This window comes from Streptomyces sp. NPDC049879 (genome assembly GCF_044461265.1).
Classification (GTDB): domain Bacteria; phylum Actinomycetota; class Actinomycetes; order Streptomycetales; family Streptomycetaceae; genus Streptomyces.
The window spans coordinates 120636-137708 of sequence record NZ_JBITKT010000007.1; the positions used below are offsets into that span (position 1 = coordinate 120636).

Sequence of the window (17073 nt, forward strand, 5' to 3'; positions counted from 1 at the left end):
GGTCCGCTCCCCGTCCCGTCCGCCGTCACTCGGATACGAGCTGTCCGCGCCGCGCGCGCCCCAGGAGGCCGTCGCGGCCGCGCCCCCCGCCGCCGTCAGGTGTCCCCGTGGCGGCGGGCGGGGCGGCGAGCAGCGCGGCCTGGGCCGTGACGGTGCTGTGCTGGAAGAGGTCGGAGACCTTCAGGGTGTGGGACGCCAGCGGGTGCAGCTCCTCCCAGAGCATGATGAGCAGCAGGGAACTGCCGCCCGCCTCCAGGAAGTTGACGTCCAGCGGCACCTCGTCCGCGCTGTCCAGGTCGAGCACCTCGGCCCAGGCCTGCCTGACCTGGGCGAGCAGGTCCTCGTCGTTCGGGGCCGGGGACTGGCCGGCCGTGGCGTCGTTCACGACATGCTCCTCTTGAGTGGGTGCGAGTCCGGCGCGGCGACGAGGTCGGCGGCGGCGGTCACCATGCCGGCGAGCAGGCCGCGCGCGGTCTCCTCGCCGAACAGGCCGGTGGTGTACGCGAGGGCCAGTTCGATGTCCTGCTCGCCGCTCTCCGTGACGGTCAGCTCCAGCTCGTACTTCACGTGCAGGGGGTCGAGCGGGAGGTGGCGCGCGGTGATGCGGGGGGCGAGGGGCTCGGGGACGGGCGCGGTGGTCTGGGAGCTGAGGTAGACGGGCGTCAGCGCGGGGCGGCTGAGGTCCCGGTCGGGGTGCAGCGCGGCGGCGAGGGCGTCCAGGGGCACGTGCGCGTTGCGGTAGGACGTCATGCAGCTCTCCCGGACGCGGGCCAGGAGACCGGCCCAGGTCGGGTCGTCGCGCAGGTCGGCGCGGAGCACGAGGGTGTTGACGAGCATGCCGACCGCGTCGGCGCTGCCCGGGGCCTCGCGTCCCGCCCAGGGGAAGGCGAGGAGGAAGTCGCGCTGGCCGCCGCGCCGGGCGAGGGTGACGGCCAGCAGCGCGGCGCTGGTCATGAACATGGTGCAGCCGAGCGTGCCGCCGGTGACGGTGCGCAGCCGGGCGGCGAGGTCGCCGCCGAGCCGGACCGCGCGGACGTCGGCGGTGGTCGTCTGGAGTTCGCCGCGCGGCCTGTCGTGCGGGAGGGCGATGTCGGCGGGCGCGCCGGACAGGTGCGCCAGCATGGCGGCCGTCTGCGCCGCGACGTCGCCCTCGCCGGCGCCCTCGCCGCTGTCGCCGCCGTCCAGCAGCGCGGGGTGGACGGCGGCGCGCGGCTCGGGCCTGCGGCCGGTGACGAGGGCGCGGTACGTCGCGGCGATCTCGGACAGGAGCAGGTCGCGTGACCAGCCGTCGGCCACGATGTGGTGGACGACGAGGACCAGCAGGACGCGGTCGGCGGTGTCGATCAGCTCGGCGCGCGCGAGGGTGCCGCCCGCGAGGTCCATGGGCGCCCAGCACACCCTGGCCAGGTGGTCGCGCAGCTGGGCGGCGGTGCGGCCGGGGGCGTCCGTCACGGTGGTGACGGCGGGGCTGCCGTCCGTGCTGTAGCGGACCTGCCGTTTGCGGCGGTCGAGGAAGAAGCGGGAGCGCAGCGCCGGGTGGCGGGCGAGGACCGTGTCGACGGCGCGGCGCAGGGCGTCGCGGTCCACCGGTCCCGAGTACTCGACGACGGTCGGGACGAGGTAGGCGGCGCGCAGGGACGGCAGCCGGTCGAGGAACCAGAAGCGCTGCTGGACCGGGGACGCCGTGTGCTGGCTGCTGTCGGCGATCGGGGCGGGCGCGGCGGCGTGCCCGGCGGCGGCCGGGTCGGGGCCGGCCGTGGCGGCGGCGGTGAGGAGGCGGCCGAGTCCCGCGACGGTGGGGTCGGTGAGGAAGTCGCGGGGGGACACGACGGCACCGTGGCGGCGGCGTGCGTCCGCGAGCATGGTGACCGCGAGGAGGGAATGGCCGCCCAGGACGAAGAAGTTGGTGGTCGGTGCGAGCGTGGCCGCGGTGACGACGCGGCCGGAGTGCTCGCGGTCGGTGAGCGCGGCGGCGAAGAGTTCCGCCGCGCGCCGCTCGCCGTCGGTGCGCGGCCCGGTCCCGGGCGCCGGGGCGGCGGCGCGGGGGGCGTACGGGCCGGGCGGCGGCGGGAGGGCGTCGGCGGCGGGCTCGCCGGGGAGGGGCGGGAGGTCGCGCAGGGCGGTGTCGGGGGCCGCCACGACGTGGCCCAGCAGGGCGGCGACTCCGTCCGCGACGGCCTCGGCCGTGGCGGCCGGGTAGCGGTCGGTGTCGTACTCGACGGTGACGGTGAGCCCTTCCCGCGTCTCGTCGGCGATCAGCAGCAGGTCGAACTTGGCCGTGCCCGTGGCCAGCACCTCGGGCGCCGACCAGCCGAGGCCCCCGGTGCGGGGCGGCGCGGTGTTCTGGTAGACGAGGCCGACGTCCACGAGGGGCCGCTGCCCCTGGCCCCTGGCGGCCGTGGCGGCGGCGGTGAGGCGGTCGAACGGGATGCTCTGGTGCGCGAGCGACCGGAACGCCTCGCGGCGCGCCGCCGCGCACAGCCGGGCGAACGACTCGGCGGGGTCGACGCGGCAGCGGACCGGCACGGTGTTCACGAAGAAGCCCACGGCCTCCTCCAGGTCGGCGTGCACCCGGCCCGCCGTCATCGTGCCGAGGAGGAAGTCCGTCCTGCCCGACCAGCGGTGGAGCACCGCCTGCACGGCCGCGCCGATGACCACGTAGGGCGTCACGCGCAGCGAGCGCGCCAGTCCGGCGATGCCGCGGCGCACCGCGTCGGGCACCGCGCGCCCGTACTGCCGTCCGGGGCGTGAGCCCTCCGGCGCGGGGGCGGCGGGGGCGCGCCCGGCGAGGGGCAGTCCCGGGGGGAGTTCGAGCAGTTCGGCGACGCGGCGGTCGATGTCGCGGTGGAACGCGGGGTCGTCGGCGGACTGCCGCTCGCGGGCGGCGAACTCGGTGTAGGCGGCGGGCAGGGCGGGGAGCGCCGGGTCGCGGCCTTCGCGGGCCGCTTCGTACGCGGTGGCGAGGTCGTCGAAGAGCGGCGCGAGGGACCAGCCGTCGACGGCGATGTGGTGGAGCGTGAGGAGCACGGTGTCGCCGCCGTGCGACAGGCCCGTCCAGAGGGTGCAGCGCAGGAGCGGCCCGGTGGCGAGGTCGAAGGGGCGGCGGCCCCTGGCCTCGGCGGCGCGCCGGACGCTCTCCTCCGTCGCGGCGGCGCCGGCCGGGCGGACGACCTCCACCGGGACGGGCGGGGGCGCCGGCACGGTCTGGACGGGGCGCCCGTCGCGGAGGTGGAAGACGGTGCGCAGCGGCTCGTGCCGGGCGGTGACCGCGTGGAGGGCGAGGGCGAGCGCGGCGGGGTCCAGCGGCGCGCGGGAGTGGAAGAGGAGCGGGACGTTGTACGTCGCGTTGCCCGGCGCGGCGGCGTCCACGAACCAGAGGCGTTCCTGGGCGAACGACAGCGGGTAGGCGGGCGGCCGGTCCCCGGCGGTGTCCGCCGGGCCGGGGGGTGCGGCGGTGCCGCGGGCGTCGGTCATGGTGTGGTCACCGCCGGGTCGGTGTCGGCGACGTGGCCGGCCAGTTCGCCGAGGGAGTCGGTGAGGAGGACGGCGCCCGCGTCGAGCCGTACGCCGAGGCGCTGGCGGACGCGGGCGGCGACCTGCATGGCGAGGATGGAGTTGCCGCCCAGTTCCAGGAAGTTGTGCTCGGGCCGCACGTCGTCCGCGCGAAGCACGTCCTGCCAGATCTCGCCGAGTACGGCGGTCAGCGGGGCGTTCTCCGCCGGCCGCGCGGCGGCTTCGGGGGCGGGCGGTGGGGCGGTGAGGAGGGCGAGCAGGCGGGTGCGGTCGGCCTTCCCGGTGGAGCCGAGCGGGAGGTGGTCGAGGACCAGCCAGCGGGCGGGGAGCATGTAGGAGGGCAGGGTCTCGGCGAGCCGCCGGTCGAGCAGGCGCGGCAGGTCGGCGCCGCCGTCCGAGGCTTGCCCCGGGAGGTCGCGGGCGGGGAGGACGAACGCGGCGAGGGAGGCGGCCGGGCCCTCGCCGACCTTCTCGACCAGCGCGAAGTCGGCCAGTCCGGTGGCGAGCACGGCCCGTTCGATCTCCTCCAGCTCGATGCGGAAGCCGCGCAGCTTGACCTGCCGGTCGCTGCGGCCGGACAGCTCGATCGCGCCGCCGGGGAGGCGGCGGCCCGTGTCGCCGGTGCGGTAGATCCGCTCGCCGGTCGCGGGGAGGGTGGTGAAGCGCTCGGCGGTCAGCTCGGGCCGCCCGAGGTAGCCGAGGGCGACGCCGGGCCCGCCGACGCACAGTTCGCCGCTCTCGCCGTCGGCGACCGGTTCCAGACCGGGGCCGAGGAGGTGCAGCGTGGTGTCCTGGAGGGGGTGGCCGACGGGCACGCGGCCGAGGCCTTCGAGGTTCGCCTCCGTGCAGTCGAAGTACGCGGCGAAGGTGGTCGTCTCGGTGGGCCCGTACCCGTTGACCAGGCGGCGGGGCGGGTCCGCCGCCAGCACGCGGCGCACGGCGCCGAGGTCCAGCTGCTCGCCGCCGACGATCAGGGTCCGCAGCGAGGCGAAGGCCCCGGGGTCCTCGCGCGCGACGGTGTGGAACAGCGAGGTGGTGAGGAACATGCTGTCGATCCGCTCCTCGCGCAGGAGGGCCGTCCACGCGTCGAAGGGCAGGTCGGTGGCCGAGGGGAGGACGACGACGGTGCCCCCGGCGGTGAGGGTGTTCCACAGCTCGAACGTCGTCGCGTCGAACGCGGGGTTGGCGGCGCTCGCCACCCGGTCCCCGGGGTCCACGGTGCAGAACACCGGGCGCAGCGCGAGGCGCAGCACGGCGCGGTGCGGTACGACGACGCCCTTCGGCCGCCCCGTCGAGCCCGAGGTGAACGAGACGTACGCGGCGTCGTCGCCCTCCGTCCCCGGCTCGGGCACCGGGTGGGCGGCGGCGCCGTCGCCCGGCACCGGGAACGCCTCGACACCGGGCGGCAGCCAGGACGCGAGGTCCGCCCACCGGCCGTCGGGCCGCGGCGCGTGGACGGCCCAGCGGGTGCCGGACTCGGCGACGATCCCGGCCAGCCGGTCCACCGGCGCGAGCGCGTCGAGCGGCAGGTAGGCGGCGCCGCTGCGCAGGATGCCGAGGAACGTCACCACCAGGTCGGCCGAGCGGTCCTGCGGCACCGCCACCAGGTCGCCGCGCCGCACCCCGCGCCGCGCCAGCTCGGCGGCGAGCAGCCCGGCGCGTTCCCACAGGCGGCCGTACGTCAGCTCCTCGCCGCGCGCCGGGTCGCGGACGGCGGGGGCGTCCGGCCGCCGCCGGGCCCACCGGGCCACGGTGTCATGCACTCCGGGAGCCATGCTCACAGCCTTTCCACCTCTCGGTCCGGGTCCTCGCTCGGAATACGCGCCCGGGAATCGGCCGGAATTCACGTCCGGCTTTCTCCGCGCGCGGCAGTGCCGGGATTCCAGGAATGCGGAATCCGTCGGTGCGGGGCGGGGGAATGCGGATGCCGTCAGCCGGCCGCCGGTACACCGCGGCTGCCCCAGCCGTGGTCCGCGAAGCCGGAGGACCGGGGCGGATCGGCGGACGGGGCGACGGAGGAATTCCCGTGCCGTCCGCCGTATTCCGGCGGAAAGGCGGACGGGAACCCGCCGGAAGGGACGGTCACCGCCGCCGCGGGCAGTCCGGTGATCCGGTTGTCCATGAGCGCATTACCCCCTGTTGAACAGTTTCTCCAGAAAGGCCGATCTCACAGCGGAGAATCCTGCCGAGGGGCTGTACCGGGCGCAACGGCGATCGTTCGCACATCTACGCAGCGCATGTTGATGCGGGGTCACTTGTCGGACATATGATGACGCTCCCCCGGGCCGCCCCGCCGCGTCCTCTGCCATGATCGGCGCCGTGGCCGGGCGGCGGCGCGGCGCATCCCCGGATCGCACCCACAGGAGGTCTGTCGTGGCACTCTTCGGTCACCCGCTGGGCGGCACGGCCGCGCTGGAGCCGCTCGAACCGTGGCAGGCAGGGGAGTTCGCGGCGTACGTGGCGCGCGTACGCCCGCACCTGGCGCCGTGGCTGCCCTGGGCGCACGCGGTCACCGACACCGCGTCGGCGCGGCAGTGGCTGGAGCGCTACGCCGACGAGCAGGCGCACGGCCGGGGGCGGGTGTGCGGCATCCGCGTGGACGGGGAACTGGAGGGCGGCGCGCTGTTCCGCGTCTTCGACACGCAGTCCGGCGTGTGCGAACTCGGCGCCTGGATCTCCCCGGCGGCGGAGGGCACCGGGCTGGTGACCCGCGCGTGCGCGCACCTCGTCGACTGGGCGGTGCGCGAGCGCGGGATCGTCCGCGTCGAATGGCGCGTCACCCCGGCGAACGCGCGCAGCGTCGCCGTCGCCAAGCGCCTCGGGATGCGGCACGAGGGAACGCTGCGCCAGGTCTTCCCGATGAACGGCGCGCGGCAGGACCTGGAGGTCTGGGCCCTGCTCGCGGACGAATGGGCGGGGGACGGAGCGGACGGCGGCCGGTAGGGACGGACGCGCGCCGCACGCGTGGGCCACAATGCCGGGATGGCATCCCCCGAGAACTCCTCCCTGACCCACATCGCCGCCCCCGAGGGCGTGGCCCCCGGGACCGGCTACACGCACGTGGTCACCGGCACGGGCCGCCTCGTCGCCGTGTCGGGGCAGGTCGCGTTCGACGCGGACGGCGCGGTCGTCGGCACCGGCGACCCCGCCGCGCAGGCCCGGCAGGCGTTCGAGAACCTGCGGCGCTGCCTCGCGGCGGCGGGCGCGGACTTCGGCGACGTGCTGAAGCTGACCTACTACGTCACGGACGTCGCCCACCTGCCCGCCGTCCGCGAGGCGCGGGACGCGTACGTGGACACGGCGCGCCCGCCCGCCAGCACCGCCGTGCAGGTGGCGGCGCTCTTCCGCCCCGAACTGGTCGTGGAGGTCGAGGCGCTGGCCCTCGTCCGGGAGACGTCCGGCTGAGGGCCGGGGGCGCGGCGGGCGTGTCACCCGCCGCGCCGCGCCCCGGCCCGGCCGCGGGTCAGCGCGGCGTCAGCACGTACGTCCTGCCCGCCTCGGCCGTGAAGGAGACGGCGTTCCCCTCCGGCCGCCGCACCGCCGCGGCGACGCCGTCCGCCTCGACGCGCAGCGGCCGCCCGGCGCGCACGGTGACGGGCCCGCCGTGGCCCGCGTGCAGGGCGGCGGCGGTGATCTCCCCGTCGGCCCAGGTGATGTCCACGGTCCCGCCGCCCCTGGCGCGCAGGCCCGTCACCCGCCCGTCGGGGAGTTCGGGCGGCAGGGCGGGCAGCAGGCTGACCTCACCGGCGTGCGACTGGAGCAGCCACTCCGTGATGCCGGACGTGGCGCCGAAGTTGCCGTCGATCTGGAACGGCGGGTGGAGGCAGAAGAGGTTCGGCGCCGTGCGCTCGGGCGTCAGCTGGTCGCGCAGCAGTTTGTAGGAGCGGCGGCCGTCCTCCAGGCGGGCCCAGAAGTTGATCTTCCAGGCGAGGGACCAGCCGGTGCCGTCGTCGCCGCGCTGCTCCAGCGTGGTCCTGGCCGCCTCGGCGAGACCGGGCGTGCCGCGCGGGGTGATCTGGTTGCTGGGGTGCAGGCCGTACAGGTGCGAGACGTGCCGGTGGGTGCGCTCCGGCGCGATGGCGTCCCAGTCCTCCTGCCACTCGCGGATCTGCCCCTGCGCGCCGGTCCTCGTGGGCGCGAGGCGGTCCCGCAGGGCGAGGACCTGACCGCGGAACTCCGCGTCGGTGCCGAGCAGTTCGGACGCCGACGCGACGGCGCCGAACAGGTCGCGGACGATCTGCGTGTCCATCGTCGGCCCGGCGCAGACGGAGGCGTCGGGATGGTGCGCGTTCTCGGGCGAGTTGGACGGGCAGGTGACCATCGCGCCCGTCGACGGGTCCTCGACGAGCGAGTCCACGAAGAACTGCGCCGCGCCCTTCAGAACGGGGTAACGGCCGCGCAGCGCCTCGGTGTCACCGGTGAACAGGTAGTGCTCCCAGATGTGCAGCGCCATCCAGGCGCCGCCGGTCTGCCACATGCCCCAGAACGGGCCGTCCACCGGCGCGGTGCCCCGCCAGCCGTCCGTGTTGTGGTGGCACATCCAGCCGCCCGCGCCGTACTGGAGCCGCGCCGTGCTCGCGCCGGTCTCCGCCAGGTCGTCCAGCATCCGCAGGACGGGTTCCATCAGCTCGACGAGGTTGGTGGGCCCGGCGGGCCAGTAGTTCATCTCGATGTTGATGTTGATGGTGTACTTCGAGCTCCACGGCGGGCGCAGCTGGTCGTTCCATATCCCCTGGAGGTTGGCGGGCTGGCTGCCGGGCCGTGAGGAGGAGATCAGCAGGTAGCGGCCGAACTGGAAGAAGAGCGCGACGAGTTGCGGGTCGGCGCCGCCCGCGAAGGCCGCCACCCGCTGGTCGGTGGGCAGTCCGGCCGCCTCGGTGGTGCCGAGGTCGAGGGTGGTGCGGCCGAAGTACCCCTGGTGGTCGGCGACATGGCGGGCGCGCAGCTCGTCGTACGGCCGGTCCCCCGCCGCCGGGAGCGGCGCGGCGGCGCGCGCGTCCTGGTCGGCGGTCAGGTCGCGGAAGCTGACGAAATTGGTGCCCACGGACACCAGCAGCGTCACCGCGTCGGCCCCGGAGACGGTCAGGGTGCCGTTCTCGCTGCGCACCGTGCCGCCGGTCGCGCGCACGGTCGCGAGCGCCCGGAACCGTACGCGGCCCGGCAGCCCGTCCACGCTCTCGCCCGAGCCGTCGAGCGCGATGGTCAGCGGGTCGGGCGAGTGGCCGGCCGACGTCTGCGGGCTGTCGAAGGCGGCGGAGAACGCGATGCGGCCCCCGGTGTCGGCGGTCAGCCGGACGGCGACGACCTGGTCGGCGCCGCTGGCGAAGGTCTCGCGGGTGTAGGTGACGCCGTCGCGCGTGTAGCGGGTGAGGGCGATGGCGGTGGTGAGGTCCAGCTCGCGGTGGTAGCCGGAGACCTGGCCGCCCGCGGGGAAGGCGAGCCGCAGGCTGCCGACCGTCTGGTAGGGCATCTGGCCGCGCGGCGTGCCCATGAAATCGGTGTCGATCAGCTGCTGGGCGGCGGCCCACTCGCCCGCGAAGACGCGCCGCCTGATCTCGGCGAGGTGGGCGAGGCCGCCGGAGTTGGCGGGGTCGTAGGGGCCGCCGCCCCAGACGGTGTCCTCGTTGAGCTGGAGCTGTTCGGTGTCCACGCCGCCGAAGACCATGGCGCCGAGGCGCCCGTTGCCCAGGGGCAGCGCCTGGAGCCACTCCGCGGCCGGTTCGCGGTACCAGAGGCGCAGCGGCTGGTCGGCGGCCGGGCCGGGGGTGGCGGCGGTGGGGATGGCGGCGGGGCCGGAGTCGGCGACGGCGGTGCCCGCGCCCGCGCCGGTGGCGGTGACACCGGCGGCGGACAGGGCGAGGAATTTCCTGCGGTTGGTGTGGGGGGACATCAGCGGCTCCTGTGTCGGCCGGCGCGTGGCAGGGCGGCGCCGGCTCTGTGGGGGGAGGAGGCGTGGGGGTGGGGTGGGGGGCGCCTCCGTCCCCTGCCTAGCAGAGCCGCCCTGCCCTGCCCACCCCCTGGAACGCCGGGGCCGGGTTCCGGAACAACGGGGGCGCCGTGGCCGCGTGCCGCCGCCGGGCGTGAACGGCCGGGTCCGGCGGTCCGCTGTATGCTCGGCCCCGCAGAGGAACCCGCCCCGGTGCCGGACGAGCGCGGCGGCCCAGTGCGCGTCTTCCGGGTCTTGCCGGGTCGGGCCGCGTTGCCGGACGCGGTGCCGCGCAAGGCGGAGCACCGCAGCTCGTACTCGCTTCGTACGCGCGCGATGCGACAACGCGGCGAGGTTCCCCCCAGGCCGGCAGCGCGTGCCAGGGAAGACCTGGAAAACGGACCCTGGGCTTCGGCCCCCGGGGGCACCCGGGCGGCGCGGGGCCCTGCGCCATGTCGGAGCCGCGCCGGAACGGACTGAGGAGAACACGGGCGTGCAGGAACTGATCACCAGCGCCGCCAACCCCCTGGTGAAGCGCGTCCGTTCGCTGGCCGACCGCAAGCACCGCCGCCGCGAGGGCGCGTTCGTCGTGGAGGGCGTACAGCCGGTGTGGCGCGCCGTGGAGGCGGGGTGGGACGTCGACACCCTCGTGGTCGCGCCGGAACTGCTCGCGGGGACGGCGGCGGAGCGCATGGTCGCCGAGCGCGAGGCGGCCGGGACGCGCGTGGCACGCCTCGGCCGCGCCCTGTTCGAGCGGCTGGTGGACCGTGACGGTCCCGCCGGGCTCGCGGCCGTCGTCCGCACCAGGACGCGCGCGCTGGAGGACCTGGTGGCCGGCCCCGGCGCCGTGTTCACCGCGCTGGACAGGATCGCCAACCCGGGCAACCTGGGCACGGTCATCAGGACCGTGGACGCGGCGGGCGGCGCCGGGGTCGTCCTGATCGGGGACACCGTGGACCCGTTCGGCCCGGTCGCGGTGAAGGCGAGCATGGGGTCGCTGTTCGCCGTGGACGTGGCGCACGCGCCGGACGCCGACACGTTCTTCGCCTGGGCGGCCGGGAACGGCGTACGGGTGCTGGCCGCCTCGGGCGGCGCGGCGGACGACCACTGGGACGCGTCCTACCGGCCGCCGCTCGCCCTGCTGTTCGGCAGCGAACGCGAGGGCCTGCCGTCCGGCGTGCTGGAGCGCGCCGACGGGCGGCTGCGCATCCCGATGGTGGGCACGGCGGAGTCGCTGAACGTGGGCGTGGCGGCGGGCATCATGCTGTACGAGGCCAGGCGGCACCTGGTCGGCACGGCGGAGGGCGGCGCCGCGCCGCACGCGTGACCTCCAGGGTCCGTCTGCCACGGGGATGCCCGGCCGTTCGCGGCTCCCCCGGCCCGGCGACCTGGGCAGCCCTCAGGTGTGTGCGCCCGCAAGACGCCGGATCGCCCTCGGACCGGGCGCACCGGGGCGATGCGGCAACGCGGCGAGCGTGTGCGCCCGGGAACAGCCCCAGCCGCCAGGCCGGGGAACGCAGCCCGCCAGGGGGACGCCCTTCGAAGACGGGACCGGGGGCGCGGCCCCTGTCAGACTGCTCCCGAGTCCTCCTCCACGGTCAGCGTGAGCACGGTGCGCGCCCACTCGGCCTCCTGCAGGACGACGCAGTCCGTCACGACGCCGGTGACCCGCCGGTGCACGACGCGGTCCTTACGGGGCTCGATGGCGAAGACGCCCTCCAGGTCCTCGGGGACGACGCCCTCGATCCGCCGCAGGCGGACCACGCCCGTGGTCCACGCGTTGAGGTCGGCGACGTGTTCACGGGAGCTGTAGGTGACGCCGGTCGTCAGGTCGCGTATCAGCGCGGCGTCGCCGGAGTCGGGCTTCCACCGGCCACCCCTCACCGGGCGGGTGTACCAGGTGAGTTCGACGCGGTGGCCCAGCGGGATGGGTGTCGGGCGGGTGAGTCGTACCATCACGGGCCCAGCGTAGGGCGGCCCACCGACAGTCCCGCCGCCCGTACGGAGGCGCGCGTCCCTTTGCCCGCCGGGGCGTTCTCCGTTACGTTCGCCGGAGGAACGGAGGCTCCTCCGCTTCCGTCTCCGCGGTCGTACCGAGCACGGGAGGGCATCCCCTTGACCAGCACCCCGCAACAGCCGCTCGGCTCCGGCCTCGGCCCCGCCACGACGGCGGCCGAGGCCGTCGCGGGCCTCGACCTGACCGGCAGGACCGTGATCGTGACGGGCGGGGCGTCCGGCCTCGGCGTCGAGACGGTCCGCGCGCTGCGCGGCGCGGGGGCCGCCGTGGTCGTGCCCGCCCGCGACACCGCGAGGGCGGCCGGGACGCTCGGCGGGATCGGCGGCGTCACCGTCCTGCCCATGGACCTCGCGGACCCGGCCTCCGTGGACGCGTTCGCCGACCGCTTCCTCGCCGGGGGAACGCCGCTGCACGCCCTCGTCAACAGCGCGGGCATCATGGCCGCGCCGCTCACCCGCGACGCGGACGGCCACGAGTCGCACTTCGCGACCAACCACCTCGGCCACTTCCGGCTGACCCTGCGCCTGTGGCCCGCGCTGCTGCGCGCGGAGAGCGCCCGCGTCGTGTCCGTCTCCTCGTGGGGGCACCGGCGTTCCGGCATCGTCTGGGACGACCCGGACTACGCCGGGCGGCCGTACGACCCGATGGACGCCTACGGCCAGTCGAAGACGGCGAACGTCCTGTTCGCCGTCGAACTCGACCGCCGTGGCCGTTCCTCGGGGGTCCGCGGCTTCGCCCTCCACCCCGGCTCCATCGTGACCCCGCTCGCGCGGCACCAGGACGCCGCGAGCCTGCGCCGGATGGGCGTGGTGGACGAGGACGGCACCCCCGTCATCGACCCGTCCCGCAACCTCAAGACGCCCGAGCAGGGCGCGGCGACATCCGTGTGGTGCGCCGTGTCCCCGCGGCTCGACGGCCTCGGCGGCGTCTACTGCGAGAACTGCGACGTCGCGCCGCTCGTCCCCGAGGGCGCGGAGCGCGCGGACGGCCCCGGACCGGCCTTCGGCGTGCTGCCGTACGCCGTGGACCCCGCGTCGGCGCGCCGCCTGTGGGAGATGAGCGAGCGCATGACCGGCGTGTCCCTGGACTGACCGCGACCGGCCCGGAACGGCGGGGCGGGCGGGGTGGAGCGAGGGTGGTTCAGACCTCGACCCGCCGGACCAGGTTGTAGTAGAGCGCGATGTCCTCCGGGGCGTGCAGGCGCAGGTCGGTGCCGTCGGCGCTCACCGCGCAGACCCAACCGGAGGGGGCAGAGTCGGGCTCCGTGAGCGTGAAGGGGCCCTGTCCGTTGATCGCCCACACCGTGCTCCCGGGCCGTACGGTGTGGCCGTCCTTCGTGCGGTATGTCGAGGCCATGCGCCAGTCATAGCACCGCGGCCCGTTCGCCGGACGGCAAATGCCGGATTCCGCCGCCTGGTTGACCACCGCCGCCCGCCTGCTCGTGGTGGGCGGCGGCGCGCGGGTCAGGGGCGCGGGCCGATGACGGTCTCCCGCTCCGTCACGGTGATGGCGGCCGCCGGGCAGGAGTCCGCCGCGTCCAGGGCGGCTTCGTCCGGGGCGATCGTGTCGGTGACGGGCGCGCTGTGGCGGCCGTCCAGCGCGAAGAGCGCGGGCGCCGTACCGGCGCAGATGCCGGTGCCCATGCAGCGGCCGCGGTCCACGTCGAGGTGCCAGGCGGTCATGGGGCTCACCATCCGATCGGCATGGCGCGGGGGCCGCGGACGAGCAGTTCTTCCTTCCACAGGACCTCGCCCGCGAGCCGCAGGCCGGGGAAGCGCGTGATCAGCGCGCCGAGCCCCTCCTGGAGTTCGAGGCGGGCGAGGGGGGCGCCGAGGCAGTGGTGGACGCCGTGCCCGAAGCCGAGGTGGTGGGGGTCGGCGCGGCCGACGTCGAGCCGGCCGGCGTCGGCGAAGCGCCCGGGGTCCTGGTTGGCCGCGCCGACCGACACGAGGACCGGTTCACCGGCGCGCACCAGCGTGCCGCCGACCTCGACGTCCTCCGTGGCGTACCGCGCGGCGCCCGCGCCCGCGCCGAGCGGCACGAAGCGCAGCAGTTCCTCGACGGCCCCCGGCACCGCCGCCGGGTCGGCGCGCAGCCCGGCGAGCTGGTCGGGGTGGCGCAGCAGGGTGTGCACGAAGTTGGGCAGCTGGGTGGCGGTGGTCTCGTGCCCGGCGACGAGGACGGCGATGCACAGGTCGATCAGCTCCTCCTCGCTCAGCCGGTCGCCGTGGTCCCTGGCCTCCACGAGGGCGGTCATCAGGTCGTCCCGCGGGGCGCGCCGGTGCCCGGCGACGAGACCCGCCATGTACGCGCGCAGCTCGCCCCGCACGGCGGCGAACTCCTCCTCGGACATCGCCCTGGTCGACAGCATGCTGTCGCTCCACACGCGGAACCTGGGCCGGTCGGCGGCCGGGACGCCGAGCATCTGGCAGATCACGAAGACGGGGATGGGCAGGGCGTAGTCCTCCACCAGGTCAGCGGGCTGCCCCGCCGCCTCCATCGCGTCGAGCAGCTCCTCGGCGAGCGCGCGGACCTGCGGACGCAGCCGTTCCACCTGCCGGACGGTGAACGCCTTGGCGACCAGGGTGCGCAGCCGGGTGTGCTCGGGCGGGTCCATGGCGAGGATGCCGCTGCTGCGCCTGCCCTCCGACTGCCGTGGCTCGTCGCGCCCGACGGCGGCCGCGCGGCTGAAGCGGCGGTCGCCGAGGACGAGGCGGGCGTCGTCGTAGCGGGTGACGAGCCAGGCGTCCTCGCCGTGGTTCATGCGGACGCGGGTGAGTCCCGGTGTCTCGCGGGCCGTGCGGTAGGGGGCGGCGAGGTCGAGTCCGTCCGTGTGGTTGAAGGGGTAGTGCACCGGCGCGGTCTGTTCCATGGGGCCTCCCGGTCCTCTCGGTGGGGTCGGTCCTGTTCCCGGTCCGTCCACCGGCCCGGCGCGCGGCGCATTTCCCTTTTCCCGCGCGGGAGGTGCACACGGCCGGGATTTCCGGCGGACACGGTGACGCTAGGAGCGGCGCCCGGACCGGGACAAGGGGGCGGGGATTCCTTTGGGCCATCGATTCCCGGGGGCGGCGGACCGCTCGCGGTGGCGGGGCGCGCGGATCTGACGGGGGTCGCGTGTCCTTGCCCGCCACGGGCTGAGCGGACGCGCAGGTCAGCGGCCTTCCCGGGGAAGGGTGACAGGATCAGTAAGTTGCCGTTAAGTCAAGCGACTTAACGGGGATTCATTCCTACGGGACCATGGACGGGAGCCTCCTGGAATGGCTTCTTCTGCTCGCCGCGACCGCATTCGGGTGACGCGTTCGGCGTGCACGGTCCGGTGAATCCGCACCGGCTCGGCGGGCGTTCTCCCTTTCCGGCGGCCGACCGTACGGGGTCCCCGCGGCGCGCCGAACTCGTAAAGTGTCCGCCTACGGGGCCGGGAAGGCCCGCGTCGGCTGACGAGGGACGGCAGGACAGTGCGCGAGGACAGGAAGCCCGCCGCCCGGGGCCCGGCCACGCGGGACCAGCTGCTCGCCGTCGCGCTGCGCCTGTTCGCCGAGCACGGCATCGCCCAGGTCTCCAACCGGCGGATCGCCGTGGAGGCGGGCACCGGCAACAACTACGCGGTCGGCTACCACTTCGGGTCGCGCGACGGCCTGATCGAGGAGATCCTGCGGCGCCACCAGGCCGCCGTCGAGCCGCTGCGCGCCGCCCGGCTGGCGCGGGCGCGCGGGACCGGGCGGGCCGCCGACTACGTCGGCTGCCTCATCCTGCCGCTCACCGACCACCTGGCCGCGCTCCCGCCGCCGACGCACCACGCGCGGTTCGTCCAGCAGGCGCTGGCCGACCCCGGCGCGAGCGCGCTGTGCCACGCGTCGGGCAACGGCAGCCCGTCCGTCACCGAGATCCGCCGCTGGCTGCGCGACAACACCGAGGACCTCGCCCCCGCCGTCCTCGCCGCGCGCAGCCGCCTCATCACCCTCCTCACGACGCACACCTGCGCCCAGCACGAGGCGGAACTGCACCACGGCACCCCGCGCGCCTTCGACACCTGGCAGGACGTCGGGGCGTTCCTCACCGCGTCGGTCACCGGCCTGCTCGCGCCGCCGCGCCGGGCCGCCTGCGCCTGAACCGGCGCGCCGGGCGCGGGATTCGGCGCGGAAACGTCCTGCGCCCGTCACGCCCCCTCGCCCGACCGGCGCCGCCGTGCCAGCATCCCCACGCCACGGACCGCCGGGCGCCGCCGACCTCGGCGGACGCCCGTCCGCCGCGCGCGCCCCGGCGCGTACGCGGGGTTGGGCGCCGCTCCCCCTCTCCCGGCTCTCCCCAGCGTCCCCACCCGGCACCGGGCACCGGGGCGCACGCGCGGCGGCGCACGGCGCTTTCGCGTCAACCCGCCGTGACTCCCGCGCCGGGCGGGGCGACGGCCGGGCGGGGCGCCGTTGCCGTGATTGTCATGCCTGCATCAGACTTGGCCTCGCTCCGATCTCCGCGCATAGATCACCTCCCGGAGGTTCTCTTGAGAATCGGTTCCCCCGCGCGGCGTGACGTGTTCGCCCTCGTCACCGCCCTGCTCGTCCTCCTGCTCTCCGCGGGCGGCGCCACCGCGCAGCCCCGCGGCGAACGGGCGGCCGGGCCCGCGGACATCCTGGACACCGTCGCACGCGACCTCGCCCGTTCCCTCGCCGATCCCGCCTGGAGCGCGGACGTCCGCCACGCGGCGCTCGCCGCCGGCGAGGTGGACATCGCCGCCCTGGCCGCCCGCACCGGCGCCCCGGCATCCCTCACCGGCCGCCTCGACGGCGCCCACGCCGGACTCGCCCGCGCCAAAGGGCTGACCGGCCACGCCGGCTCCCTGCTCTCGCTGCGGCTCGGCGACAGCCGGATGCGCGCGGCGTTCACCGCACGCGGCGGCGCCACCCCCCTGGTCGCCGCCGCGACCACCGACGACACCGCCGCCGGGACCGTCACCGCCTACGGCAGCGACGGCCGCGCCCACACCCTCGACGCCCGCACCGCGCCCGCGCGGCCGGTGTACGTCGTGGACATCGACGCGCAGGAGGCCCTGACCGCGGGCCTCGGCGTCCTCCGCGAAGAGCTGACCGCCGCGGGTCTCGACGCCGAAGGCGTCACCGCCCAGGCGGGCTTCTGGAGTTCGCGGATCACCTCGATCCGCCTGGAGGACGACCAGGAGCCCTGGGCGAAGGGCTCCGCCGAGATCTACGCGCTCGTCACCGGCTTCGGCCACGACGGGAAGGCGCGCGTCGACCCGGTCGAGCTGCCCTACCTCGACGAGGACGGCACGACCTACACACCGAACCAGATCCTCGTCAACTGGTCCTTCTACAAGTACAGCCTGGCCGACGTCGTCCTCATGGAGGAGGACGGCAGCACCAATTACCGCGAACTGGCCCGCGCCATCGCGGGCGCGCTGCTCACCATCATCGACCAGGGCTTCTACATCCCCCTGGTGGACGCGGTGCTCGACGCGCTGCCCGACGACTGGTGGACCGACGACCCCGACTACGTGGACTCCTGGTACACGCTGGCCGTGGACACGGCGGGCACCCTGACCGGCGCGGCGGGCAACGGCACGCTGACGCTCGACCGTTACTGGGTCCCCGAGCTGTGACCCGCG

At 75.7% G+C, this 17073-nt stretch carries 14 protein-coding genes; 6 read left to right on the plus strand and 8 right to left on the minus strand.

From position 1 onward, the window contains the following. Window positions 1-25: 25 nt before the first annotated feature. Genes ACIBPC_RS23695 through ACIBPC_RS23705 form a run of 3 tightly spaced genes read right to left on the minus strand, consistent with a single transcriptional unit; the run spans window position 26 to window position 5288 of the window. A complete protein-coding gene (locus ACIBPC_RS23695) occupies window positions 26-385 on the minus strand; it encodes an acyl carrier protein (RefSeq protein WP_398847343.1) in 360 nt (119 codons plus the stop codon). Beyond that, entirely contained in the window at window positions 382-3474 is a 3093-nt protein-coding gene (locus tag ACIBPC_RS23700; protein ID WP_398847345.1) for a condensation domain-containing protein, read from the minus strand. The genes ACIBPC_RS23695 and ACIBPC_RS23700 overlap by 4 nt, the downstream gene beginning before the upstream one ends. Then, window positions 3471-5288 carry an amino acid adenylation domain-containing protein gene (locus ACIBPC_RS23705; RefSeq protein WP_398847347.1) on the minus strand — a complete coding sequence of 606 codons (1818 nt, stop codon included), beginning with the start codon at window positions 5286-5288 and terminating at the stop codon, window positions 3471-3473. The genes ACIBPC_RS23700 and ACIBPC_RS23705 overlap by 4 nt, the downstream gene beginning before the upstream one ends. Window positions 5289-5886: 598 nt before the next feature. Here ACIBPC_RS23705 and ACIBPC_RS23710 point away from each other — a divergent pair. Together ACIBPC_RS23710 and ACIBPC_RS23715 are read left to right on the plus strand one after the other, a co-directional pair. Further along, window positions 5887-6456 carry a GNAT family N-acetyltransferase gene (locus ACIBPC_RS23710; RefSeq protein ID WP_398847348.1) on the plus strand — a complete coding sequence of 190 codons (570 nt, stop codon included), beginning with the start codon at window positions 5887-5889 and terminating at the stop codon, window positions 6454-6456. A gap of 39 nt (window positions 6457-6495) precedes the next feature. After that, complete coding sequence (locus ACIBPC_RS23715; RefSeq protein ID WP_398847350.1) at window positions 6496-6918, plus strand: RidA family protein; 423 nt, start codon at window positions 6496-6498, stop codon at window positions 6916-6918. Window positions 6919-6976: 58 nt separating this feature from the next. On the opposite strand, the gene ACIBPC_RS23720 is transcribed toward ACIBPC_RS23715, so the two are convergent. After that, window positions 6977-9403, minus strand: coding sequence for a glycosyl hydrolase family 95 catalytic domain-containing protein (locus ACIBPC_RS23720; RefSeq protein WP_398847352.1), 2427 nt, complete (start codon window positions 9401-9403; stop codon window positions 6977-6979). Window positions 9404-9932: 529 nt separating this feature from the next. Here ACIBPC_RS23720 and ACIBPC_RS23725 point away from each other — a divergent pair. Further along, a complete protein-coding gene (locus ACIBPC_RS23725) occupies window positions 9933-10766 on the plus strand; it encodes a TrmH family RNA methyltransferase (protein ID WP_398847354.1) in 834 nt (277 codons plus the stop codon). Between the two features lie 242 nt (window positions 10767-11008). On the opposite strand, the gene ACIBPC_RS23730 is transcribed toward ACIBPC_RS23725, so the two are convergent. Further along, entirely contained in the window at window positions 11009-11398 is a 390-nt protein-coding gene (locus ACIBPC_RS23730) for a hypothetical protein (protein WP_398847356.1), read from the minus strand. A gap of 156 nt (window positions 11399-11554) precedes the next feature. Here ACIBPC_RS23730 and ACIBPC_RS23735 point away from each other — a divergent pair, with 156 nt between their 5' ends. After that, a complete protein-coding gene (locus tag ACIBPC_RS23735; protein ID WP_398847358.1) occupies window positions 11555-12547 on the plus strand; it encodes an oxidoreductase in 993 nt (330 codons plus the stop codon). Window positions 12548-12596: 49 nt separating this feature from the next. Here ACIBPC_RS23735 and ACIBPC_RS23740 read toward each other — a convergent pair whose 3' ends face one another. The 3 genes from ACIBPC_RS23740 to ACIBPC_RS23750 all read right to left on the minus strand — a co-directional run bounded on the left by ACIBPC_RS23740 (window position 12597) and on the right by ACIBPC_RS23750 (window position 14328). Then, window positions 12597-12812: a hypothetical protein gene (locus ACIBPC_RS23740; RefSeq protein ID WP_362968650.1), complete on the minus strand. Its 216-nt coding sequence runs from the start codon at window positions 12810-12812 to the stop codon at window positions 12597-12599. 107 nt (window positions 12813-12919) lie between these two features. Then, the gene (locus ACIBPC_RS23745) at window positions 12920-13138 is read right to left on the minus strand and encodes a ferredoxin (protein WP_362968651.1); all 219 of its coding nucleotides are present in this window, start codon (window positions 13136-13138) and stop codon (window positions 12920-12922) included. Window positions 13139-13143: 5 nt separating this feature from the next. Next, entirely contained in the window at window positions 13144-14328 is a 1185-nt protein-coding gene (locus tag ACIBPC_RS23750) for a cytochrome P450 (protein ID WP_398847361.1), read from the minus strand. Between the two features lie 583 nt (window positions 14329-14911). On the opposite strand from ACIBPC_RS23750, the gene ACIBPC_RS23755 reads away from it, so the two are divergent. Together ACIBPC_RS23755 and ACIBPC_RS23760 are read left to right on the plus strand one after the other, a co-directional pair. After that, window positions 14912-15565, plus strand: coding sequence for a helix-turn-helix domain-containing protein (locus ACIBPC_RS23755; protein WP_362968653.1), 654 nt, complete (start codon window positions 14912-14914; stop codon window positions 15563-15565). 389 nt (window positions 15566-15954) lie between these two features. Next, window positions 15955-17067, plus strand: a complete 1113-nt coding sequence (locus ACIBPC_RS23760) for a DUF3103 family protein (protein WP_398847363.1) — start codon at window positions 15955-15957, stop codon at window positions 17065-17067. Window positions 17068-17073: the final 6 nt, after the last annotated feature.